This window comes from Acinetobacter sp. 802_lipA, assembly GCF_058242885.1.
Map to the genome: position 1 here is coordinate 102,631 of NZ_JBZAYP010000001.1, position 22,724 is coordinate 125,354.

Consider the following 22,724-nt stretch of genomic DNA (forward strand, 5'->3'; position numbering starts at 1 on the left):
ATTATTCAAAAAGAATTATTTATAACGATCAACCATTTTCTCTAAAGAAATTGGACGAATCTTGTCGGCATTGCCCGCTGTACCAAATGCTTCATAACGGTCAACACAAATTTGTTTCATTGCGTCTACAGTTTTCGCGAAGAATTTACGAGGGTCAAATTCACTTGGTTGTTCAGCCATCATACGACGCATTGCACCAGTCGATGCTAAACGCAAGTCTGTATCGATGTTGATTTTACGAACACCGTGCTTGATTGCTTCAACCAATTGCTCAACAGGAACACCATAAGTTTCTTTGATGTCGCCGCCGTACTGGTTAATGATCGCTAACCATTCTTGAGGAACAGAGCTTGAACCGTGCATCACAAGGTGGGTATTTGGAAGCGCCGCATGAATTTCTTTAATACGATCAATCGCCAAAATATCGCCTGTAGGTGGACGCGTAAATTTGTACGCACCGTGAGAAGTACCCACTGCAATTGCAAGTGCATCCACATTGGTATCTGCAACAAACTGGCGCGCTTCTTCAACTGACGTGAGAAGCTGAGAGTGGTCAAGTACGCCTTCTGCGCCCACACCATCTTCTTCACCCGCCAGACCAGTTTCAAGGCTACCTAAACAACCGATTTCACCTTCAACTGAAACACCGCATGCATGCGCCATTTGTACTGTACGACGTGTTACATCAACGTTGTATTCATACGTTGTTGGTGTTTTACCGTCTGCACCCAATGAACCATCCATCATCACAGATGAGAAGCCCAATTGAATTGAACGTTGGCAAACGTCTGGATCTGTACCATGGTCTTGATGCATTACCACTGGAATGTGTGGCCATTCTTCAATTGCAGCCAAAATAAGATGACGTAAGAATGGAGCACCTGCATATTTACGCGCACCCGCTGATGCTTGTACGATAACAGGTGAATTTGTCGCATCTGCTGCAAGCATGATTGCGCGCATTTGTTCTAAGTTGTTTACGTTGAATGCTGGTACGCCGTAAGCATGTTCGCCGGCGTGATCCAAGAGCTGGCGCAATGAAATAAGAGCCATAATGTCCTCCCAGTTGATGCGACATATTCTACATGCTCAAAGGTTTCAATTCAGCAACAAATAACACTATTTAAAAAAAATCCCCGCAATTGCAGGGACTTTTTACAAAATTCGTGTGTATTTAGTGTGCTGTAGCCGCCGAAGCCTCTACCGCAGGATCCGCTGTTGCAGCATCTGCTGGTGCATTTGCAACTTCAGCTGGAATGTCTTTGTTCTTTTCATCCAACTCTGGCTGATCAATCGCATCAATTGCCGCTTGTTGTTCAGCCGTTACAGCTTCTTCAACTGCTGCTGTTTCAGATGCCGCAGCGGTTTGCTCTGGTGCTTCATTTTTCTTACAAGCAGTCAGTGCCAATGGTGCTAACAAAAGTGCAGCAAGGGTCATTTTTAAATTCATAATGTTTTCCTAGAACAGATGATTTAATGCCCTATAGTTTATTTCAGCATTATTTCATTTTCATGACTGAATGATGAATAGATTTGTTAAGCCCATAAAAAAAGGTTGACCGAAGTCAACCTTTTTACAACAGCATGAGCACACAATAATTATTGTGCACGCTCTATGAGCGCTGCAACTGCTGGAAGTGTTTTACCTTCGACAAACTCAAGGAAAGCACCACCACCAGTTGAGATATAACCGATTTTGTCAGCAACTTCGTATTTATCTATAGCAGCTAAAGTGTCACCACCACCTGCAATAGAGAAGCCAGCAGATTCAGCAATTGCTAAAGATAATGTTTTAGTGCCTTCGCCAAATTGATCAACCTCAAATACGCCCACTGGGCCATTCCAAAGAATCGTTTTTGACGTTTTTAAAATGTCTGCAAATGCTTTTGCTGTTTCTGGACCTACATCCAAAATCATGTCATTGTCAGTCACATCTTCAACTTTTTTCACGACTGCTTTAGCAGCAGCCAATGAACCCAAGAAATCTGCAAAATCGATTTCAGAAGCATCAGCTACTACAACATCCGTTGGAAGCGGTACAGAAACTTTTGCCGCAATTGCTTTTGCTGTATCAATCAAATCATTTTCACACAATGATTTACCAACATTGAAGCCTGCTGCTGCCAAGAACGTATTGGCAATACCTCCACCCACGATCAATTGATCACAAATATCAGAAAGTGATGTCAACACATCTAACTTAGTCGATACTTTAGAGCCTGCAACAATCGCAACCATTGGTTTTTCAGGTGTTTGTAATGCACGACCAAGTGCATCTAACTCAGCCGCCAATAAAGGACCAGCAGCTGCAACTTTCGCTAAACGTGCCACGCCTTCAGTTGATGCTTCTGCACGGTGTGCTGTGCCGAATGCATCCATCACAAATACATCACAAAGTGCTGCGTATTTTGCAGCAAGTTCTGGGTTATTTTTCTTTTCACCTGCGTTAAAACGACAGTTTTCAAGGAGTACCACTTGACCTGCTGCAACTTCAACACCGTCAAGGTAGTCCGTCACTAATTGAACGTCTTGACCCAATGCTTCAGTCAAATACGCAGCAACAGGTGCTAGTGATTGTTCTGGTTTTGGCTCACCTTCAACTGGACGACCAAGGTGAGAATAAACCATTAGGGCTGCGCCTTGTGCTAACGCTGCTTTAATTGTTGGTAAAGCGGCACGTAAACGTGCATCGCTTGTAATCACACCATTTTTAACAGGAACGTTTAAATCTTCGCGAATAAGAACACGTTTACCCGTTAAATCGAGGTCAGTCATACGCTGAAAATTCATGTAGAGCTCTCTTTCTATATATAAAAATCGCGTCGATTTTAAATGATTATGCAGAAAAAGGTTAGCTTCTTTTGCAGAAAAGCAAACGAAAGGCAAAGTTTTGCTATCATAGTGAAAAGTCTCACTAGATTTAGCATTTATGTCTATTCATCCTGATCCAAATCTAAACCGTTTAAACGTTTTGGGTGAACCTTTAGCCAGCTGTTGTTATTCCCCGATCACGGGATATTTCCGTAATGGCTTTTGTCATACAGCACCTTCCGATTTGGGACAACACACGATCTGTGTCGAAATGACCTCTGAGTTTTTAAATTTTTCTCAGCGAGTGGGTAATGATCTTATTACCCCTGTGCCTGAAGTTGACTTTCCAGGTCTACAACCTGGTGATTTTTGGTGTATCTGTGTGACCCGTTGGGTAGAAGCTTATCAGGCCGGTTTTGCGCCTCCTGTTAAAGTTCAAGCTTGCCATCAAGCTGTACTGTCTTACGTACCCCTAAATGTGCTTATGGAATATGCTGTCGAATGAATACTTCAGAAATTATCTTGGCATCAAGCAGTCAAACTCGTAAAGACCTCATGAATCGTTTACGTCTAGACTACCGCTGCGTTGTCCCTGATATAGACGAATCGCCTCGTGGTGAAATCCATGCCGATGATTTAGCCAAACGATTGGCTTATGAAAAAGCGCACGTCATTGCGTCACAGAACCCTGAAGCAATCGTGATTGGCTCAGATCAAGTAGCATGGCGTGAAGGTGCACCCGATATTTTTATTGGTAAGCCATTGAGTACTGAAAAAGCCATTAAACAACTACAAGCCAATTCGGATAAAATTGTGTACTTTAGTACCGCACTCAGCGTGCAGCAACACTCAACTGGCTTTGAACGTAGTCTAGTTGAACACTATAAAGTCAAATTCCGTAAACTGGGCCTACATGAAATCCAGCGTTATGTTGAAGTTGAACAGCCACTGATGTGTGCAGGAAGCTTCAAGTGTGAAAGCCTTGGTATCAGCTTATTTGAACAAATGATGGGGCAAGATCAAACCACGTTGATGGGTATGCCTATGATTCAGTTATGCAATATTCTGCGTGAATTAAAAGTACTTGTGCCTTAATTCTGTAGAAGTATTCTTAGATGCTTCCCCAATAAATTGAACAGCAGCAGGTGTTGCTGTTCGTTTCTGAGCATTAAATTTAACAACAGCATAAATATTAATATATGACCAATCGCTCAAAGATTTTTAGACGAATTTACTGAGAGATAAGCTTGAATGAGTCGTTTAAAATACATTCGAATTAATAGACTACGGTACAGCGTAATCAGCATAAAAAGAATAAGAAATGAAAATAGACCAATATTATTAGGGTCAAAGCTACTCACACTTTCCCTCTGTCTAAAGAGATATTTGACAAATAACAATGCCAATACCAAATAGCCATACCACATTTTATTATATAGCGGATGATCTTCAGCGAGACTTTTGGCCTGTCTAAAAAGTAAGATATGCTGATATTGCGGCACCTTAGCCAAATCTTTTGTTTCGTATATCCTATCGATTGAGGATGATTTTTTCGCTAATTTGGACTGACTTTTCTCTCTTTCTTTTTGCAATATCTCATTCGCCATTTTCTCGGCATCTTCTTTACTTAACATTATTTTTCTTCACTATATTTTAGACCTATTATGCTGTAAAAATTTTGATGCCTACAATCATAGCGACTGAGACAAACTTAATTTATTTAAATCAACCAAGCGCATTTAAATAAATCTAACGATACTTGCACATAGACCTTCGATCATAAGACAATAGTCACAATATTGTTTTAAATTTGCTTAGGCTATTTTCATGTCCCAATCTCTTGATGTTCTTGGCGGTATTACAGCTGAACAATTCCTTGCCGAATATTGGCAAAAAAAGCCATTATTGGTCCGCAACGCGCTGCCTGAAATTATCAATATTTTAGAACCTAGCGATATTATGGAACTGGCTTTAGATGAAAATGTCACAGCTCGTCTCATCAAACAAAAAGACCGTGACCCAAATCAGTGGTCGGTCAAATCTTCACCGCTGTTAAAAGCTGATTTCCAAAAGATGCCAAAACTCTGGACTTTATTGGTTCAAGCCGTAGACCACTACTCTTTTGACTTAGCAGCACTGTGGAAAAAATTTCCTTTTATTCCGCAGTGGCGCCGTGATGACATCATGGTGTCTTATGCACCTAAGGGTGGCTCTGTCGGAAAGCATTTTGACTTTTACGATGTCTTTTTAGTTCAAGGTTATGGTCATCGTCGTTGGCAGTTGGGTCAAATGTGCGATGCTGAATCTGAGATTGTTGCAGGCCAACCTTTAAAATTACTGCCTGAAATTGACGTACATTTTGACGAAGTATTAGCACCAGGTGATCTACTTTATGTACCACCAGGTTTATCACATTTTGGTGTAGCCGAAGATGACTGCCTGACTTTCTCTTTTGGCTTCCGTATGCCAAACGTCACCGACATGGTAGACCGTGTAGGCGACAAACTGTCTGATAACGCGCTATTGCGTAATCCTTTGCTCGATATTGTTCGTGACCAAAAAAGCCCGATCGGCCAATTAACACAAAACGAATTGGATTATTTAAAAGCAGAAATTTTGGCGCAACTACAAAATTCAACTTTGCTTGAAGATGCCATTATGACCTTGATGTCAGAGCCAAAGTACCCTGAAAATATTCCTGATGCTGAAGAAATTGGCACAGGAGATTTAGAAGGTATTTTAGACCAAGGCTATCAGCTGATCTTAGAACCCGCTTCTCGCCTACTTTATACCAACAATGAAGATGAATTCTTATTTTGGGCAAACGGTGAAGGGCTATGCATTTCGGAGCAATTTGCACCATTACTCAAGAATTTAGCAGATGGTGAAGCACTGTTACTTGATGAAAGCTTATATGATGCCGATATTCTAGAAGACATTGCGATGCTGATGAACGAATCCGTCTTAATGCTACTCCCACCTGACGAAGCTTAAGCAAACCAAGTGCTGGGTAGTCTAATCTACTCAGCACTTTCTCCCTCACCAAACCTTAAACTGGCAATAATTTTGGTACAGCCTTTTTCAGATTCGATATTGAGCTCAGCACCAATTTTTTCTAAACGCATTTTCATACTGCGCATACCAATGCCCATCCCGTGGTTAAGCACACACTCCACATTAAAACCTACGCCATCATCCTGAATAATCATGACCAAGTGAGTTGTACTTGGATAATACATTTTTACATCAATATGCCGTGCTTGACTGTGCTTCATAATATTAGTCAAACTTTCTTCAAGAACACGAATTAAAGTCAAACATTGTAGTGCTGTCGGTTGTATTTCCCATGCCTCTGGAATGCTCCAAGTCGCCTCAATATCCAACTCATCCATGATCTGACTAAACCGATGCCGAACAGGAGCAATCCATAACACAGGATTATCTGGCGTTTTGTTATTGGTTAAAGAACCACTATCAATAATTTGTCTTAAATCATCTCGAAGCAATTTGAGGATGGATAAAAATTGTTGATTCGACATGGTGCTGGAGCTCTGATCCACTAAAATCATGGAACGAACCAAAGATGCACCCAAACCATCGTGCAAATCATGCGCTAAATGAATACGCTCTTGTAGGCGGACATTTTCAAGCTCTAATTGATGTCGAGCATATAAACTAGAGGACAGATTACTGGTCACAAAGCTCACTCGTTGCTCAAGTTCACTATTAAATCTTTGTATTTTTTTAATATTTTTATCTAATCGTGTTGCGAGAATAATCACAATAAAAAAAGTGATCACCGGTGAGGTATACGGCGACAAAGGCTGATGGTCATTAATATGTCCATCAAAAAGTAGTGAAATATCGTAAAGCATGACGATAAGAATCACACTTAAACAAACCGCCAACAAAATAAAATCACGGCGCTTGGTTTTATAAGCGCGATAAATCACAAAGCAGAATGATGCGATAAATAATGCAATACATAACAAGAAAATCACAGCAAATACGATATTGACCATCAAACTTGGGATAAACAAGATGGTGACAATACACACTGCAGCAACTAAAAATAAGGTTTTCTCTAATTCAGCAAACTTTGTTTTCACAAAGCGCAGTAAGTAAATGGAAAAGCAAACATTGTATAAAACAAAAAAAGTCAGGTTAGTTTTCATGACCCACAAGGAGTTTGGATATGGAAACACTTCTCGGTTGATGACATTCCAAATAAACAATACCCAAAACAAACAGCTAACAGAAAACCACAGAAATGTCGTTTCATTGCGTCTAAAAAACCAAATGACAAAGCACACCAAGCCTAAGGTGGTGGAAATGACTAAGTTGACTTGAAACAGCGCCCTTTTATTCCAAATTCGTTTTTGTTGTTTATCATATGCTGTTGTGATGTCAGAAAATTCTAAATTACCTAAACCCGGACTTTCATAACTATTACCAACCACATAGACCCAAATGTCATTGTTTTTTTGTTTTAAGCTTTCGACAGGAAGGATCCAAAAACGCGGAGTATTCCAACTTTTTGATAGGGGTTCAACTAAATGCTTATCTTTCCAAAGCAGGTTTCGATTAAAAAAAACAGCGCCTGCGCTACTCATGCCTTCCACAGAAAATGCTAAAGGCTGCTTCAGTTCATTACTGTCGTTACAACTCCAATGCCAATTAAAATGGTACCAAACGCCACCATCGTAATGTGGCCAGCGTTCTGTCCACACGTCAGGGTTTTTGACCTCTACCCATCCAGTCTTCGGAACAACATCGACAGAACTAGTTTTCACCGCAGAAATTTTATCGACATTCACTTTACAAGTTGGACTAACAGCAAAGTTGGTTTGCGCATAACTGGCAAAACTAAGCACACACAAACACAGTGTGACAAAAATGCTCAGCCAGCCATTTCTCATAAAATACCTAAAGAACGCGCAGTGCTGACAGCTTTGGTTCTTTTTGAAACAGAAAGCTTGCGGTAAATATGCTTAATATGGCTTTCAACGGTATAGCGCGAAACAAATAATTGCTCAGCAATTTCGCGGTTACTCAGGCCTTGTGCCACCAAGTTGAGAATTTCAGTTTCTCGATTGGTCAGTTGGTCATAGTCCTGACCATCCAACTGCTCTACACGCTCAGTTTGGGGGGTATTTGAGGTTGAGATTTGATTTAAAATTTCGCGAGCAATAAAGGGATCAATCGGCGCTCCGCCGCGCAAAATACTCCGTATCGACATCAATACTTCAGCATCATCACGTTCTTTCAGTACATAGCCATTCGCTCCTGCCTTAATCGAGGCAAATAAACTTTGCTGTGTACTCCATGCCGAAATCACCAAAATTAAGGCGCTTTCGTCTATCTCTCTAAGTTTTTCAATTAAGGTAATACCATTTCCATCGGGCAACCCTAAATCAACTAAGGCTAAAGAAATCGGCTGTGATGCAATGATTTGCATGGATTCAGCTAAATTTTTAGCAAAAATCAGCATATCTTGACTATAGCCTAGCTCCGACAGGATCAGATCTAGGCGCGAGCGAATCATGGCTTCATCTTCCACGATTAAAACAGGTGCAGGCAAAACAGTTTCCTTATTTTTCACTGAAGCTTCCCCTTTTTCTTATCATTCTTCAACCACACTATACCGATGCAAGCTTGGCCTAACCTATCCCTAGAAGTAAGTAATTTATAATTTTTTCTTTTGAACAATAAGTGCTTATTCATATTCATTTTATATACTTTAAATTCTGAAAGATATCAATCTGTATAAAATATATCCATAATTTTCATATTGGATTGCTCCTGCGAATAATAACGGGCTTAACAACAATTTATTACTTGTAGATGAAATAGAGACTTGGCACATTAGGTCTAAACAATCAGGAAGGATGCCCAGCCATATGTCTAGCCCTGCTCAATCCATACGTCATAAATTACTCAATACTTTTTTTTCACGGCACTCCATTTGGCTACTGTGTATTTTTATTTTCTTGAGCATTTCTTTTTTTCATTATAGCCACCCCCCTATCTATATTAATTATTTTATTTCGGACACTTTACTGAACAGTATTTGGCTGATAACTGGTTTACTGAGTCTTGTTGGCTTGCATGATGTTTTACAAAATAAACATTCGATCTTAAAGAACTACCCGATTATGGGGCACTTTCGTTTTATTTTTGAAGATTTTCGCCCTGAAATTCGCCAGTATTTTATTGAGGCCGATCAAGACGCACTGCCTTTTTCACGGATGCAACGCAGTTTGGTCTATCAACGTGCAAAAAACCAAAATGCAGATAAACCATTCGGTTCCATTATCGATGTCTATGCAGACAACTACCGCTTCATGACTCATTCACTAAGCCCATGCACACCTGCTGACCCTAAAACCTTCCGTATTCTGGTGGGCAATTCGCAATGTTCACAACCTTATAGTGCTTCTATTTTCAATATTTCAGCCATGAGTTTTGGCAGCCTGAGTGCCAATGCCATTCGCGCTTTAAACAAAGGAGCGCAAATGGGCGGTTTTTACCATGATACTGGCGAAGGCAGTTTAAGTCCGTACCATCTTGAATATGGAGGCGATATTGTTTGGGAGTTAGGCAGTGGGTATTTTGGCTGCCGTACTCTAGATGGGCAATTTGACCCTGAAAAATTTGCCGTTCAAGCCAAACGACCTCAAGTCAAAATGATCGAAATCAAGCTCTCTCAGGGAGCAAAACCAGGCCATGGCGGGATTCTACCGAAAGATAAAATTTCTGAAGAGATTGCCGAAATACGGGGCGTCAGTCGTGATCATGACTGTGTTTCTCCTTCAAGTCACTCTGCCTTCAAAACACCTATTCAGATGATGCATTTTATTCAAAAACTGCGTGAGCTATCTGAAGGTAAACCAGTCGGATTTAAGCTGTGTATTGGCCAGCCTTGGCAGTTTATGAGCATTGTCAAAGCCATGCTACATACTCAAATTATTCCCGATTTTATTGTGGTAGATGGTTCCGAGGGCGGGACTGGTGCAGCACCTATCGAACTGATAGACAATATGGGCGTACCACTACGTGAAGGCTTACTTTTTGTACACAATACACTGGTCGGTGCTGGTTTACGTGACCAGATCAAAATTGGTGCCAGTGGCAAATTGGTTAGTGCCTTTGATATTGCCAGTACCATGGCAATTGGTGCAGATTGGGTCAATTCTGCACGAGGGTTTATGTTCGCGGTGGGCTGCATTCAAGCGCAAAGTTGTCATACCAACCAATGCCCTGTCGGTGTTGCGACACAAGACAAAGAGCGTCAAAAAGCAATCCATGTGCCCACCAAAGCCGAACGTGTACTTCATTTTCATGACAACACATTAAAGGCACTTTCAGAAATGATTGCTTCAGCGGGCTTAAAACATCCAGCAGAAATTAAAGCACGCCATTTAGCACAGCGTATTAATGACCGAGAAATTCGAAACTATGCGCAGCTGCATTTTTGGTTAAAAGATGGTGAACTGCTGTCTTGTGAAAATAAAGATGAAGAGAACTTCTATTTCCGTATGTGGAATATGTCCAAATTAGAACATTTCTAAATAAAAAGGAGGCTCTATCAGCCTCCTTTTTATTTTCGATAAGAGAAATCACAGAATGTTAGTAATATCCACTCGATGAACCCTGCGCATGTAAAAAAGCTGGAATTAGACCTGTTAATGCCGCACGAATATCTGAACGTTCATTGATCAATTGATGTGAACCTTCCTCCAACATCAATAAAGTCTGTAAGCGAAACTTTTCACGAATAAACTCAATGTTATAACGCCAGTCTACCGTCTGATCCAGCGCACCTTGGGCTAACCAGACAGGAATGCGACAGGCTGGGCGCTGCTCCATTTCCAACATCCATTTGGACATAGCCAAAATCCAATCCATACCCATCATACGAGGTTGTAGCGGATCTTTTAAACGAACAAAGCGTAAGAACTCAGGGTTATGGTTATTCCGCCTAAAATGACGCGGCACTTGACGTTTAATCCGTCGAATAATGCCTAATCCAACCGAGTTATGCCACCAAGCGGATTTTGCAGGTCGAATGAGTGGCGACAACAACAAAACACGTTGCACATAAGGGTTTTCACGGCGTTCGGCAAACTCAAGCAAATGATGCATCAAAATTGCACCACCAGTGCTCTGCCCTATGCCTAGCCACGGTTGCGGTAGCTGTTCTGCATGTTTGACATAGCGCACCACAGCATGTAACACATCTTGATAATGATCAAAATTTTGAATATTCGCAGGTGATCCATCACTGAGTCCATGCCCCGGAAGATCATAGGTCAGTACACTAAAGCCTTGGTCAAGCAACTCTTTAATAATGGGTTGATAAATTCCGCTATGCTCTAAATAACCATGCAACAGGCAGACTGAACCTTTAATTTTTTCAATTTTAGGTGCAAAAACTTGGACATGCAGCTTAAACAAAGGCATTTGAACATAACCTTGCCAGTGATCACAGTCCAATGCGTCTAAACCGTATAAACGACGATAAGACACCATCTCTACCGATGCCTCATACGGCTGGTTTAGATTCAAAGGCATTAATAGCTGTGGTGTCGTCTCACGACTCGGCACAGGAAGTTCAAGCTGTTTGAGTACAGAAGGATTTAAAAAAGGAAGTTCAGGCATTATGGAATCTCCCTACAGTCACTCGAACCAAACAGTACATCGCGTATCGTTGCGAGCATTTCATAATTGGCACGGCGACTATGATCATAATTTTGTTCACTTGGACGCCATTGGGTTAATTGGGTCGGCATAGGTGCCTCTATCGGCTGTGTTTCGATACCATTTAAAGCAAATAAACGGCGTGTACGTGGCATATGATATTGATCTGTAATTAAAATCACTCTAGGTGCACCACCTTTTTTCTGCAACAGCAAAGAGCTAAAGCGCGAGTTTTCGCAGGTGTTCATACTACGATCTTCCAATAGTTTCGCATCGACTCCACGTGCCTTTAACCATTTTTGCATATACGGGGCTTCGACACCGCTAAGCACAATGGGCAACTTAAACTGCTGTTCGACCTGCAATGTGGTTTCAAGACGTAATCGCGTATATTCATTCACCACAATATCTTTACGATTTTTGTCTAAAGTTAATCCACCACCCAAAACAACTATGGCATTCGGCATGTTTAATGCCGCTTTTCTCTCTTCATTTTGTGCATGTATTTGTGCGATGTCCTGATAGATTTGTTCATCTATCGGCTCTTCCTCTACAGTCTCAACTTTATGTGTTTTTAAAAAGTCGAGATAATGTTCCATCAAGGCTTTATTTTCTTTGCTATTCAGCTCTAGCAGTTCTTTGACATTTTCAGTCGGGTCAACCTCAGAACTTGCCGTCTCAACCACCAAAGGAATTTGAGGCTTTTGCTCTTTTTCTTGCTCTTCACGCTGTTCAGACATAATTAACTGTTGTAGTGCTTTATAACGTACCTGAATCGTGGTTAGGTTTTGCGAATTATGTTCTTTGATTTGCTCTTCCATCAACTGTAAGTACGCTTGGCGGGCAATCCACAAATCAGAACCCGGTTCTAAGCTTTCTTGCTCACTGAGTGCTGCCATTTTTTGACTTTGTGCTGCAACTTCATTGACATCTACAGGGACAAAGGCATTCAATGTCGCCACAATCAGCTTAGAATAAAAAGGTGTATAAATAAAAATCATTAAACAGCCGAAAAATGCAAACAGCACCGAAGTGATTTGCATTAAACGCACCATTTTATGGGTTTTACTCATACTTTTAACGATCCTCATGAGATTGGATGAGACCCGCCGAATTAAATAGCACAGGCTCAGGTTCCAACAAAACTTTAAATTTATTATACACATCCTGCTGTACTGCACGGTATGTGCTCTGTACATCGTTCAAATCTGCATTGGCATAATTCACTAAAACCAAGGCTTGTTTGGCAAACATCCCGACCACACCAAGCTGCTTACCTTTCCAGCCCGATTGATCTATCAGCCAACCTGCTGCAATTTTAACATCACCATTCAACTGCGGATAATGTGGCAATTTTTCAAATTGTTGGGCTAAAAGGTCATAAGCTTGCTGACTAATAATTGGATTCTTAAAAAAACTGCCTACGTTTGGAAATTCTTTCGGATCAGGCAATTTACTTTGACGAATCTGAATCACTTGTTGTTGTAAATTAAAAGCTGTTAGCTCATCACCCACGGCTTGTTTTAAGTCACCATAGCTAATTTTCAAATCTTCTTTTTTCAACAACTTGAAAGTCACATGCGTAATCACATAGCGAGTTGGATCATCTTTAAAAATACTATGACGATAACTAAATGCACAGTCTTTGGCTTGAATATCGCTAAACGTTTTCAACTGTCGGTCATAGACTTGTACACTTTCAATGAACTCGCCGGCCTCTACACCATAAGCGCCAATATTTTGTACAGGAGATGCGCCCACGAGCCCTGGAATCAACGCCAAATTCTGCAAGCCAAATAAATGATGTTCTGTCGTCCAAAGCACAAAGTCATGCCAAACTTGTCCCGCGCCGACTCGTATAGTTTTGGTATTCACATCTTCAGACAAGTTTTCTACGCCTAGAATGTTCATATGCACAACTAGAGCATCAATTTGTGCAGGAAGCAGCATATTACTTCCACCAGATAAAATCATGACATTCAAAGCGTGTTGCTGTGCATAATCCAATGCTTCAACAAGCTCATCTGGACTGTGAATTTGAACATAATGAGAGGCTATCGCATTTAAGCTTAACGTATTAAAAGGTTTAAGCTGTTTTTGTGTTTCTATTTGCATGCACGAACCTTAATTACTGTTCAAAGTGTTGTTCAAAAATACTGACCCACGCTTGGCTGCTCGACTCACATTGGTCAAGAACACGTTCAAAACCATCAAAACCACCATAGTAAGGATCAGGTAATGCTTGCTGCGGATACTGCGCGTCATGTTCAGACATCAGTGCAACTTTAGCGCGGAGAGGTTGAGCACCAAATTCAGTTTGCGCTGTTTGATACAACGCTTGAATATCGTCAAAATTACGATGATCCATCGCCAAAATTAAATCGAAATGGACAAAATCACTGGTCTGTAACTGTCGTGCACGTAAGCTGGATAAATCATAGCCCCGTTTTAAAGCATGTTCTTGACTACGCAAGTCAGGTGCTTTGTTGGGATGGTAATTACTGGTTCCCGCCGAATCGATTTCGATATTGAGCTGATGTGCATCACAAAAATGTCTGAGAACCACTTCTGCCGTGGGAGAACGACAAATATTTCCTAAACAGACACATAACACCTTATAGGGCGCTGTGAATGACATAACCACCTCGAAACAGCTTTATTTTCAAGTGTCTTATGTTAAGTTATTTAGAGGATGAATCCTATAGAAGTACAAAACAATATTGTTGGATAAGATATAAAAAAGGATGCTGTTATGAACCAATTTCAATTTCAAACTGTGCCGAATATTATTTCTGGCTTAGGCAGCATTCAGCAACTCAGAGGCATTTTAACAGCACGTCCTTATCAGCATCTGTTATTGGTTACAGATGCAGGCATGTTAAAGCATCAGCTCCATCTTCCCATCTTAGAAATATTAGAAGATCTCTCTCTGACTTACAGTATTTACAGTGAGGTTGAAGCAGATCCGAGTGAGCAAATTGTTTTAAATGCGGTTGATTATGCCAAACAGCAAAAGGTAGATGTCGTTTTAGGCTTTGGTGGTGGCAGCTCTATGGATGTTGCAAAAATTATTGCCATCCTCAGCCATCCTGCACAGCAGCAGAAGTTAGCCGATCTTTATGGGGTGAATAATGCCCAAGCACCTCGTCTACCCTTAATTTTAGTCCCTACCACTGCAGGGACAGGCTCTGAAGTCACACCAATTTCGATTGTCACCACAGGTGAAACGACAAAGACTGGAATCGTAGCACCCGTTCTTTTTGCCGATGTGGCGATCTTGGATGCGACATTTACTGAAAATCTGCCGCGTCATATTAGTGCTGCCACAGGCATTGATGCGATGGTACATGCGATTGAAGCTTATACCTCTAAAATCAAGAAAAACCCCTATGCCGACATGTTAGCAAAACATGCTTTAAAACTGCTGAATCAGAACCTCAGTTTAGTGCTAGAAGATGGTCGAAATTTAGAAGCTCGACAAAATATGTTAGTCGGTTCGATGTTGGCAGGACAAGCCTTTGCCAATGCCCCTGTCGGTGCTGTTCATGCGCTTGCTTATCCATTGGGTGGGCATTTTCACATTTCTCATGGACATAGCAATGCCTTAGTGCTGACAGAGGTTTTAAAGTTTAACCTCCCCCAAGCCAAGCAACATTATGCGGAACTGATCTGCTGGCTCGATCCAAAAAGTACAGGCTGTACCGATGGTCTTTCTGATCTTTTCGTTGATCATATGCAAAACCATTTAGACCGCAGTGGTTTAACCTTAAAACTCAAGGCATTGAATGTTTCTGAACACAGTCTAGATCAGCTTGCAACCGATGCCATGTTACAAACACGCCTACTACAAAACAACCCAAGAGAACTAGAGTGGCAACAGGCACGGGAAATTTATCAAGCCATTTACAGCTAAGCCATATAATTAGCTTAGGCTATTTATAAGACGATTTTAAGGATGATATCGATGAGACAAGCTGCAAAGACACGTGACCAATTTCATTATTTTCTACCGATTCAAACACGTTGGTCAGACAATGACCTCTATGGCCATGTCAACAACGTCACCTACTATAGTTATTTTGATACTGCCGCAAATGCCTTACTGATTGAAAAAGCAAATTTTGATATTCACCAATCCCCTATTATTGGTTTAGTGGTCGACTCAGCATGCAGTTTCTTACATGAGTTGTCTTATCCTGAGATTATTGATATTGGTGTGACTATTTCTAGAATAGGAAACTCTTCACTCACTTACGAACTTGCCATTTTCAAATTTGGTCAAGAAACTGCTTCAGCTCAAGGACATTTTGTTCATGTCTTTGTAGACCGTGAAACACGCAAAAGCACCCCGATTCCATCTGAAATGCGGAGTGCTTTGCGCCACTACTTAAGCCATGGCATTACTTAAGTTGGATATTCTGCAATTCACCATCAAAAGTTTGTACAAGGCCTTTGACCGTATCTTCGTTTTGCAGTAATTCATGCGCACGTTGAAATGCTCTTTGCTTGCGCTGCGCCTGCATGGTGTACGGGGTAATCGTTTCAACTTCTGCATATTTCACATCAAAACGCGTCTGAGGCCATTCAGCTTTGAGCGCATCTTCCAAGACATGACGTAATTGGGTGAGGAGTTGCTCATAACGCTGCGGAATCATAAACACAGACTCGGCATTAATTTGCCCAGCCATTAAACCTTGCTGAGCCAACTCTTGTACCGCGGGTGATAAGCCACTGCTTCTGAACCAGTACTCCCACTTCTCCACAGTCCACTCACCGACTAACTGCTGCGTTTGAAGTTGTAAAATATCTTGTGGCATTAAATCGGCTGATGCAGTTGAAACCTGTTCAAGTTGAACGGGCTCTACAATAGCAGCAACAGTTTGCAGGCTTTCATTTTCTACAACTTGGGTGTCCTGTACGCTATCTGCTGAAAGCACTTCATTTGCTAAATCAGAAGACTCCGCTTGCACAGCAGGTTCAGCTATTGCTACGACATCTTCAAGGGAAGCATCATTTTGACTTTCTAGGTCTAGCGGTACAATTTCATCAAATAAGAAATCATCACTATTTGGCTCATCGTCATTGCTTCGAGCATTAAATTCGTCTGCTTCATCTAAATCGAACAACACTTCATCGCTTGAAGGGTCGAATACGATTTGATCAGATTGCTGAGATGAGTCCACTGGTGGTTTATTATCTTCGGCGCTTTCTGAAAGATCGACATCATCAAGTTCAGGTTTAAACTCAGGTTCTGCATTCTGAGTTATTGCAGCGTCTTCAAATGCCGCATCAACATCTACAGTTTGAGCATCTTGCTGCAAAGCCGTTTCTGGAGCAGCACTCGGTATTGCCGTTTGTTGTACAGATTCAACTACAGCACTATTGGCATGAGCCACCAACACTTCATTTGGTTGTAATGGACGGAACGCCAACATGCGCAGCACTGACATTTCAAAGCCTTGCTCTTGGGTGACTGCTAGCTGTAATTCAGCACGCCCTTTACATGCAATTTGGTAATAAAGTTGCAAGTCTTGCGCAGCAATTTGCTGAGACAATTGCATGATTTTTTTATTAATTTCAGCACTATATTTGAGACTAAGTTCAGGCAAATATTGTAATAGCGCCAACTCATGTAAAGTCGAAATCAGCTGATCCAAAACTAAAGATACATCCAGTGCTTGCTGGCGGAATTGCATCAGCAACTCACTCACCCGTTGTTTTTGGTTTTGATGTATCGCAAGTATCAAATCATAAATAATAGTACGATCGATTAAACCCAACATTTCTTTGACATCTTGGTGCTGGATGGCTCCCTGACCGTAAGCAATCGCTTGGTCTGTCAAAGAAAGTGCATCTCGTAATGAGCCTTGGGCAGACTCTGCAATTTGCCAAATCGCATCTTGTTCAGCTTGGATGCTTTCTTTATTTAAAATATTCCCCAGATGCTCGGTAATTTCATCTACAGCCAACGGGCGTAGTGTAAATTGCAAACAACGCGAAATCACAGTAATTGGGAGCTTTTGAGGATCTGTGGTTGCAAAAAGGAATTTCACATGTTCAGGTGGTTCTTCCAATGTTTTGAGTAAAGCATTAAAAGAATGCGTAGACAGCATATGTACTTCATCGATTAAATAGACCTTAAAACGACCTTGTGTTGGCGCATAAGGAACATTGTCTAAAAGTTCTCGCGTATCTTCAACTTTAGTACGTGATGCCGCATCGATTTCAATCAAGTCAATAAAACGGCCTTCATTCACGGCGGTACAGGTTGGGCAAACTTCGCACGGCGTCGAAGTCACACCTGTTTCACAGTTCAAGCACTTCGCCAAAATACGGGCAATGGTGGTTTTTCCGACCCCACGCGTTCCTGTAAATAAATAAGCATGGTGCAAACGTCCGCGCTCCAAAGCACTGGTTAGCGCTCGAGAGACGTGGTTTTGACCCACTAGCTCATTAAAATTACGAGGACGATATTTCCGTGCAAGTACTTGATACATGTATGCTCCTTTTTATAGGCCTAAGCATACTGTTTTTTTGTCAAAGAGTGAATGAATTACTTCACCCCCTTCTCGCATTTCTAAGCTATAAAGCTGATTTAGATCAATAATTCAAAAACCATTAGCTCCATTTTTATCCCACTCCCTATCTCAAGCTATTTATGTATTTAGATTATGGATTTGAAATAAAGTGAGAGCTTTGGAAAAGCAAAAAGATGTAAATATTAAAATGAATTTCTAAAATACAGATATTTAGAAAATTAAGCTGGTTTCACCAAAACAAAATCACTCTGCATTTGGTATTTTTTTCCAGTCACATCTTCACGTATTTCTAGAACACGATCTTCTAAATCGACATAAAGTAAGTTTCGCGTTGTCACATTCACCAACTCTACCTTGTGCTGATCTTGAGCATTAAAACGAAGTGGTCCAGTCAAAGTTTCGATTTCATTATGGCCACTCAAACTTTCTCGTTTTAGGGTGTAGGTCATGTTTTCATGCAGCTCAAGTGCAACTGCCATACCCGGACAGTCTTCACAACGGGACAAACACCCCATACACGGCGTTGTCCCCTGATAACTCCCAACCCACGCAGGAATAATCTGCTTTTGTTCTGCCACTTGGAGTTTAGACTGATCATGTTGCGTTTGATTCGCCTCGGAACAACCTAAGAGTAATCCTGTAGCAACCAGCGGGATAAGAATGGGAGCCTTCATGTCACAAATATTCAAAACCTAAACCGCGACGAACATAACATATTTTAGACGATGACTAAATCTCAGCCCCGTCAAAACCAGCCTTTTTTGCCTTTTAAAACCGCATCTGCGCAGCGTAAACTTTCTTGGCTCAAAGCCCAAAGTCGATAATCCCCAGTCAAAGAACCTGTAGCAAAGTTATGTGTATAAGCAAAACTCAAGCCTCGCTCACCATCGCCCCAAGCCCCTGAACCATTAAAGCCCATATGACCAAAACCCTGCTCTGCAGTTTTTCCTAAGGTTAATATACGGTGATAACCCAAGCGCCAATGCATAGGTATCGGCATCACCCGATCTCGATCGGTATATTGCACTCGACTCAACTCAGAAAACACATCAGGACGAATCAACTGCTGACCTTTCCAAATTCCTTTTTGAGATAGCATCGCATACACTTTGGCTAAACTATTGGCTGTAAATACACCATTTGCTGCGGGAATGATCGCCTGAATCGCATCATCCTGATAAAAGCTGACCTTTTTCATACCTTTGGGAATCATGCCATCTTGAAAGTCTTGTGGATCTTGCCCTGACCACTGCATCGCTTTATCAAGCAATGAAACTTTACGCACTTTCGTTGGACTTTTTTGATTTGGTTGGATAGATACAGGACGGACAATGGGTCGTGCGATACGTTTTAATTCAGCACTGGGTGCACCAAAGTAAGCCCCATCTAGCTCAAGTGGCTCAACTAAATAGGTTTGGAAGAGTTTAGTTAAAGGTTTCCCCGTTGCTTTTTCTAAAGCACCACCGACCAGCCAACCAAATGACAAAGGTTGATAGGCAGCATCTTCACTAATTGCAAAGCGTGGTTGCGCCCTTTCAAATACGTCTAACATATGTGCCCAATCCAACATCTCTGTTGCATCGGCAATGTTATTACGAATATCAAATAATCCACTTTGATGACTCAGCACGTGTCTTAGCGTCATCTTCCCTTTGCCATTTTGGGCAAATTCAGGCCAATAATCCGCAATCGGTTGGTCGTAGCTCAGTACACCCTGACTGACTAAAATATGTGCCAAGGTTGCGAGCACGCCTTTGCCCGTCGAATAACACACCGACATAGTATTGGCCTGCCAAGGAGAATCTACCGCTGCCAAACCCGTATAGATATCGACAACTTTTTCACCCTGAAAATATAAAACACAGGCTGCACCGCCATATGCTGAACGAGCATCCTGTAAACGGCTAAACAGATGGGCAACACTTTGAAAACGTGGGTCAACATAGCCTTGATAATGGTTCGGATTCGCTTGTAAATATTGTTTTAAAATTTTCATTTACACATCCTTGTATTTTAAGCTGGCATAAAAAAGCCCAGTGTAATCTAAACTGGGCTTTTAAAAATTATAGTGCTTTCACCTGTCCCGTCACATGCGGTTTTTGATTCTTACTATTTCGAATTAAGAAAGCGGTATTTGCACCTTCTGTCGCGGTCATAAAATCGACTGTTGACGGTAAATACATCGGCAGTTTAAACCAAACATCCGCTTCATAAGCATCAGGCAATGTAATCGAAGCCAACGCTCGGGCCTTACTCCACATGCCGTGCGCAATGGCCTGTTTGAAACCAAAAGCTTTTGCTGTCACTGCATGAATGTGGATGAGGTTGAAGTCGCCCGAGGTCATTGCATAACGACGACCTGTGTTTTCAGAGACTGCCCAGACTGCATTCGGCTGATAATCTGGAGTCGTTGCTTCAACTAATTTTGGTGCTGTTTTACCATCGGTCTTTTGACGTGCTAAATACGTGGTTAAGGCTTCAACCACCACTTCATTGCCAACTTTCACCGTGGTAATGAAATCGAACTGAACACCTTTATCATGTGGCTCAAGCGCGCCATATTTACATGATAAAGTAAGGGTTTCATTGACGCCAACTTTACGCATTTGTTTAACTTGATTGCGAATATGCACCAAACCTAGCACAGGAAATGGAAACGGCTCTTGCCCCATCATGTGCATTTGTAGGCTTTGCGATAATACGGCCAAATAAATCGCAGGAATATAACCATTATTTTTAAAGCCACACACTTGGTTATAAGCTTTCAAATGCTTTTGATCGACGTTAAAAGAATCCACCACATACTCAACCTGCGGTAAGACTTTTTCACCTTTTGGCTTTTTAAAGATCAAACCTTGAATGACTTTCGGATAAGCCATATATGGTTTTGGAAGTTGACTAAAATGGCGAGTCTTCATACTGAACCTTTGAGAAGTTTTTATTTCAATATTTTTGAAAGCTCCTTCTCCCTCAGGGAGAAGGTTAGGATGAGGGAAAAATACCATCCCACTTATAATATAAAGAATTTATCCCCCTCTAAAGGAGAGATAAATTCAAGCTTTTAAATTAAGCACCCAACAAGCTTTGACCACAAACACGTACCACGTTGCCGTTTAAACCAGTCGATGCTGTCGCTGCAAATAAAGCAATGGTTTCAGCAACATCTACAGGTAAACCACCTTGGCTCATCGAGTTCATACGACGACCCGCTTCACGGATTGCAAATGGAATTGCAGCGGTCATTTGCGTTTCAATGAAACCTGGCGCAACCGCATTGATGGTAATGCCATTCGTCAAAGTTGGAGCAGTAAATTTAACTACACCAATTACACCTGCTTTCGACACAGCATAGTTGGTTTGACCTAGGTTACCTGCAATACCTGAAATAGATGATACACAAACAATACGACCATTGGCATTTAAACCCTCGTTCGCAAGTAAATAATCATTTACACGTTCAATTGCAGACAGGTTAATGTTAATCACCAAGTCCCAAAGCTCAGGCTTCATATTTGCCAACGTTTTGTCGCGGGTAATACCTGCGTTATGCACGATGATGTCTAAACCACCTTGAGCAGCTGCCGCAGCTTTAATTTTTTCACCTGCATCGTTTGCTGTGATATCAATTGCCAGTGTTGAACCACCGATCTCATCTGCAACACGGTCAAGATCTGCTTGTTGCTGTGGCACATCTAAACAAATCACATGCGCACCATCACGTGCCAAGACATGTGCAATCGCTTCACCAATACCACGGCTCGCACCTGTCACTACAGCAGTTTTACCTGCCAATGGTTTAGCCCAGTCGACATCTACAACAGCAGCTTTAGAAACACGAATCACTTGACCAGAAACATAAGCAGAACGTGGAGATGCTGCAAAACGTAAAGTTGACTCAAGATTTGCCTCTGCACCTGCATCCACATAAATCAAATGTGCTGCAACACCCTTTTTAAACTCTTTACCGACAGACTTCACGAAGCCTTCAAGCGCGCGCTGTGCAATCGCTTTTTTCACACTACCCGCAGTTTCAGGTGTCGTACCTATCACAATCACACGACCAGAAGCAGCCACTTGACGTGCGATAGGGTTAAAGAAGTTATATAACTCATTGAGTTGCTCTGATGACTCAATACCAGATGCATCAAAAATAACAACTTTGAATTTAGACTCTTTGTCGCCTGCATTAAATGCACTTAAGTTTAAGCCCACTTTAGCCGCAGCTTGCTGTAAATGTGCATTGTTACCTGCATAGCTATTGGCATGAACATTTGCCAACACTTGCGCAATTGCACCAGACAATGAACTGTTTGCTGCTGCACCCAGTAAAACAGCACCTTTAATAACAGGCGTTGCTGACTCAAAACGGTCTAAAAAAGTTGGTGCAGGTAAACCCAAATTTTTAATGACAAATTTACCAATTGGAGATTTTGCAAAAGTTTGGTATTGATCAGTCATGTTTTTTATCTCTCATACAAATTAATTGTTGATGGATTCAAAGATATCCTTTTAACTTCAAAGTGATGTCTAGAGTCTTATATTTCAATAGTTCCATCGGTTTCTATAGAATCATACTTGAGTTATAGAGGATATGTCTTGACCTGAAAGCCTATTGCAATGTCATTCTAGTCAATTCAGCCCTTTTTATAATATGCTAATGTACACCCTAAGAAT

21 protein-coding genes are annotated in these 22,724 nt (G+C 41.4%); 6 read left to right on the forward strand and 15 right to left on the reverse strand.

What is annotated here, in order from left to right:
- Nucleotides 1-15: 15 nt before the first annotated feature.
- From fba to AC4CU3_RS00525, 3 genes are all read right to left on the reverse strand, one after another.
- The gene (fba, locus tag AC4CU3_RS00515; RefSeq protein ID WP_004696956.1) at nt 16-1,053 is read right to left on the reverse strand and encodes a class II fructose-bisphosphate aldolase; all 1,038 of its coding nucleotides are present in this window, start codon (nt 1,051-1,053) and stop codon (nt 16-18) included.
- A gap of 121 nt (nt 1,054-1,174) precedes the next feature.
- Nucleotides 1,175-1,450: a hypothetical protein gene (locus tag AC4CU3_RS00520; RefSeq protein ID WP_004696954.1), complete on the reverse strand. Its 276-nt coding sequence runs from the start codon at nt 1,448-1,450 to the stop codon at nt 1,175-1,177.
- Between the two features lie 149 nt (nt 1,451-1,599).
- Nucleotides 1,600-2,790 carry a phosphoglycerate kinase gene (locus tag AC4CU3_RS00525; protein ID WP_058869696.1) on the reverse strand — a complete coding sequence of 397 codons (1,191 nt, stop codon included), beginning with the start codon at nt 2,788-2,790 and terminating at the stop codon, nt 1,600-1,602.
- 139 nt (nt 2,791-2,929) lie between these two features.
- On the opposite strand from AC4CU3_RS00525, the gene AC4CU3_RS00530 reads away from it, so the two are divergent.
- Together AC4CU3_RS00530 and AC4CU3_RS00535 are read left to right on the forward strand one after the other, a co-directional pair.
- Nucleotides 2,930-3,316, forward strand: coding sequence for a DUF2237 family protein (locus AC4CU3_RS00530; RefSeq protein ID WP_004984725.1), 387 nt, complete (start codon nt 2,930-2,932; stop codon nt 3,314-3,316).
- Nucleotides 3,313-3,906 carry a Maf family protein gene (locus tag AC4CU3_RS00535; RefSeq protein WP_490737899.1) on the forward strand — a complete coding sequence of 198 codons (594 nt, stop codon included), beginning with the start codon at nt 3,313-3,315 and terminating at the stop codon, nt 3,904-3,906. The genes AC4CU3_RS00530 and AC4CU3_RS00535 overlap by 4 nt, the downstream gene beginning before the upstream one ends.
- Before the next feature lie 116 nt (nt 3,907-4,022).
- Here AC4CU3_RS00535 and AC4CU3_RS00540 read toward each other — a convergent pair whose 3' ends face one another.
- Nucleotides 4,023-4,445, reverse strand: coding sequence for a hypothetical protein (locus tag AC4CU3_RS00540; RefSeq protein ID WP_114837417.1), 423 nt, complete (start codon nt 4,443-4,445; stop codon nt 4,023-4,025).
- A 193-nt stretch (nt 4,446-4,638) separates the two neighbouring features.
- On the opposite strand from AC4CU3_RS00540, the gene AC4CU3_RS00545 reads away from it, so the two are divergent.
- Nucleotides 4,639-5,805, forward strand: a complete 1,167-nt coding sequence (locus tag AC4CU3_RS00545) for a ribosomal protein uL16 3-hydroxylase (protein WP_490737900.1) — start codon at nt 4,639-4,641, stop codon at nt 5,803-5,805.
- A 26-nt stretch (nt 5,806-5,831) separates the two neighbouring features.
- Here AC4CU3_RS00545 and AC4CU3_RS00550 read toward each other — a convergent pair whose 3' ends face one another.
- Both AC4CU3_RS00550 and AC4CU3_RS00555 read right to left on the reverse strand, forming a co-directional pair.
- Nucleotides 5,832-7,730 carry a sensor histidine kinase gene (locus AC4CU3_RS00550; protein WP_279691966.1) on the reverse strand — a complete coding sequence of 633 codons (1,899 nt, stop codon included), beginning with the start codon at nt 7,728-7,730 and terminating at the stop codon, nt 5,832-5,834.
- Nucleotides 7,727-8,413, reverse strand: a complete 687-nt coding sequence (locus tag AC4CU3_RS00555; protein ID WP_078388851.1) for a LuxR C-terminal-related transcriptional regulator — start codon at nt 8,411-8,413, stop codon at nt 7,727-7,729. Before AC4CU3_RS00555 ends, AC4CU3_RS00550 begins: the two co-directional genes overlap by 4 nt.
- 298 nt (nt 8,414-8,711) lie before the next feature.
- On the opposite strand from AC4CU3_RS00555, the gene AC4CU3_RS00560 reads away from it, so the two are divergent.
- On the forward strand, nt 8,712-10,382 hold the full coding sequence (locus AC4CU3_RS00560; RefSeq protein ID WP_490737901.1) for an FMN-binding glutamate synthase family protein: 1,671 nt from the start codon (nt 8,712-8,714) through the stop codon (nt 10,380-10,382).
- 58 nt (nt 10,383-10,440) lie between these two features.
- Here the strand turns inward: AC4CU3_RS00560 and AC4CU3_RS00565 are convergent, their stop codons facing one another.
- From AC4CU3_RS00565 to AC4CU3_RS00580, 4 genes are read right to left on the reverse strand one after another with little or no spacing between them, the layout of a single operon-like run.
- Nucleotides 10,441-11,472 carry an alpha/beta hydrolase gene (locus AC4CU3_RS00565; RefSeq protein WP_078425053.1) on the reverse strand — a complete coding sequence of 344 codons (1,032 nt, stop codon included), beginning with the start codon at nt 11,470-11,472 and terminating at the stop codon, nt 10,441-10,443.
- Nucleotides 11,472-12,584: a YdcF family protein gene (locus AC4CU3_RS00570; protein WP_490737902.1), complete on the reverse strand. Its 1,113-nt coding sequence runs from the start codon at nt 12,582-12,584 to the stop codon at nt 11,472-11,474. The genes AC4CU3_RS00565 and AC4CU3_RS00570 overlap by 1 nt, the downstream gene beginning before the upstream one ends.
- 4 nt (nt 12,585-12,588) lie before the next feature.
- On the reverse strand, nt 12,589-13,626 hold the full coding sequence (gene murB, locus AC4CU3_RS00575) for a UDP-N-acetylmuramate dehydrogenase (RefSeq protein WP_490737903.1): 1,038 nt from the start codon (nt 13,624-13,626) through the stop codon (nt 12,589-12,591).
- 13 nt (nt 13,627-13,639) lie between these two features.
- Entirely contained in the window at nt 13,640-14,149 is a 510-nt protein-coding gene (locus AC4CU3_RS00580) for a low molecular weight protein-tyrosine-phosphatase (RefSeq protein ID WP_178927965.1), read from the reverse strand.
- Between the two features lie 114 nt (nt 14,150-14,263).
- Between AC4CU3_RS00580 and AC4CU3_RS00585 the strand changes: the two genes are divergently transcribed.
- On the forward strand, nt 14,264-15,424 hold the full coding sequence (locus tag AC4CU3_RS00585) for an iron-containing alcohol dehydrogenase (protein ID WP_178927966.1): 1,161 nt from the start codon (nt 14,264-14,266) through the stop codon (nt 15,422-15,424).
- 51 nt (nt 15,425-15,475) lie between these two features.
- Nucleotides 15,476-15,919: an acyl-CoA thioesterase gene (locus tag AC4CU3_RS00590; RefSeq protein ID WP_178927967.1), complete on the forward strand. Its 444-nt coding sequence runs from the start codon at nt 15,476-15,478 to the stop codon at nt 15,917-15,919.
- On the opposite strand, the gene dnaX is transcribed toward AC4CU3_RS00590, so the two are convergent.
- The 5 genes from dnaX to AC4CU3_RS00615 all read right to left on the reverse strand — a co-directional run bounded on the left by dnaX (nt 15,912) and on the right by AC4CU3_RS00615 (nt 22,508).
- Nucleotides 15,912-18,008, reverse strand: a complete 2,097-nt coding sequence (dnaX, locus tag AC4CU3_RS00595; protein ID WP_490737904.1) for a DNA polymerase III subunit gamma/tau — start codon at nt 18,006-18,008, stop codon at nt 15,912-15,914. The two genes, AC4CU3_RS00590 and dnaX, sit on opposite strands and share 8 nt — an antisense overlap.
- Nucleotides 18,009-18,268: 260 nt before the next feature.
- On the reverse strand, nt 18,269-18,724 hold the full coding sequence (locus AC4CU3_RS00600) for a copper resistance protein NlpE N-terminal domain-containing protein (RefSeq protein ID WP_058951900.1): 456 nt from the start codon (nt 18,722-18,724) through the stop codon (nt 18,269-18,271).
- Nucleotides 18,725-18,795: 71 nt separating this feature from the next.
- Nucleotides 18,796-20,046, reverse strand: a complete 1,251-nt coding sequence (locus tag AC4CU3_RS00605) for a serine hydrolase domain-containing protein (protein WP_490737905.1) — start codon at nt 20,044-20,046, stop codon at nt 18,796-18,798.
- Between the two features lie 67 nt (nt 20,047-20,113).
- A complete protein-coding gene (locus AC4CU3_RS00610; protein WP_262470382.1) occupies nt 20,114-20,968 on the reverse strand; it encodes a MaoC family dehydratase in 855 nt (284 codons plus the stop codon).
- Nucleotides 20,969-21,116: 148 nt separating this feature from the next.
- On the reverse strand, nt 21,117-22,508 hold the full coding sequence (locus AC4CU3_RS00615; RefSeq protein ID WP_490737906.1) for a 3-oxoacyl-ACP reductase: 1,392 nt from the start codon (nt 22,506-22,508) through the stop codon (nt 21,117-21,119).
- Nucleotides 22,509-22,724 lie beyond the last annotated feature (216 nt).

Coding starts and splice junctions, on each gene's coding strand:
- fba (WP_004696956.1), bottom strand. CDS start 1,053: ATGGCTCTTATTTCATTGCGCCAGCTCTTGGATCACGCCGGCGAACAT.
- AC4CU3_RS00520 (WP_004696954.1), bottom strand. CDS start 1,450: ATGAATTTAAAAATGACCCTTGCTGCACTTTTGTTAGCACCATTGGCA.
- AC4CU3_RS00525 (WP_058869696.1), bottom strand. CDS start 2,790: ATGAATTTTCAGCGTATGACTGACCTCGATTTAACGGGTAAACGTGTT.
- AC4CU3_RS00530 (WP_004984725.1), top strand. CDS start 2,930: ATGTCTATTCATCCTGATCCAAATCTAAACCGTTTAAACGTTTTGGGT.
- AC4CU3_RS00535 (WP_490737899.1), top strand. CDS start 3,313: ATGAATACTTCAGAAATTATCTTGGCATCAAGCAGTCAAACTCGTAAA.
- AC4CU3_RS00540 (WP_114837417.1), bottom strand. CDS start 4,445: ATGTTAAGTAAAGAAGATGCCGAGAAAATGGCGAATGAGATATTGCAA.
- AC4CU3_RS00545 (WP_490737900.1), top strand. CDS start 4,639: ATGTCCCAATCTCTTGATGTTCTTGGCGGTATTACAGCTGAACAATTC.
- AC4CU3_RS00550 (WP_279691966.1), bottom strand. CDS start 7,730: ATGAGAAATGGCTGGCTGAGCATTTTTGTCACACTGTGTTTGTGTGTG.
- AC4CU3_RS00560 (WP_490737901.1), top strand. CDS start 8,712: ATGTCTAGCCCTGCTCAATCCATACGTCATAAATTACTCAATACTTTT.
- AC4CU3_RS00565 (WP_078425053.1), bottom strand. CDS start 11,472: ATGCCTGAACTTCCTTTTTTAAATCCTTCTGTACTCAAACAGCTTGAA.
- AC4CU3_RS00570 (WP_490737902.1), bottom strand. CDS start 12,584: ATGAGTAAAACCCATAAAATGGTGCGTTTAATGCAAATCACTTCGGTG.
- murB (WP_490737903.1), bottom strand. CDS start 13,626: ATGCAAATAGAAACACAAAAACAGCTTAAACCTTTTAATACGTTAAGC.
- AC4CU3_RS00580 (WP_178927965.1), bottom strand. CDS start 14,149: ATGTCATTCACAGCGCCCTATAAGGTGTTATGTGTCTGTTTAGGAAAT.
- AC4CU3_RS00585 (WP_178927966.1), top strand. CDS start 14,264: ATGAACCAATTTCAATTTCAAACTGTGCCGAATATTATTTCTGGCTTA.
- AC4CU3_RS00590 (WP_178927967.1), top strand. CDS start 15,476: ATGAGACAAGCTGCAAAGACACGTGACCAATTTCATTATTTTCTACCG.
- dnaX (WP_490737904.1), bottom strand. CDS start 18,008: ATGTATCAAGTACTTGCACGGAAATATCGTCCTCGTAATTTTAATGAG.
- AC4CU3_RS00600 (WP_058951900.1), bottom strand. CDS start 18,724: ATGAAGGCTCCCATTCTTATCCCGCTGGTTGCTACAGGATTACTCTTA.
- AC4CU3_RS00605 (WP_490737905.1), bottom strand. CDS start 20,046: ATGAAAATTTTAAAACAATATTTACAAGCGAATCCGAACCATTATCAA.
- AC4CU3_RS00610 (WP_262470382.1), bottom strand. CDS start 20,968: ATGAAGACTCGCCATTTTAGTCAACTTCCAAAACCATATATGGCTTAT.
- AC4CU3_RS00615 (WP_490737906.1), bottom strand. CDS start 22,508: ATGACTGATCAATACCAAACTTTTGCAAAATCTCCAATTGGTAAATTT.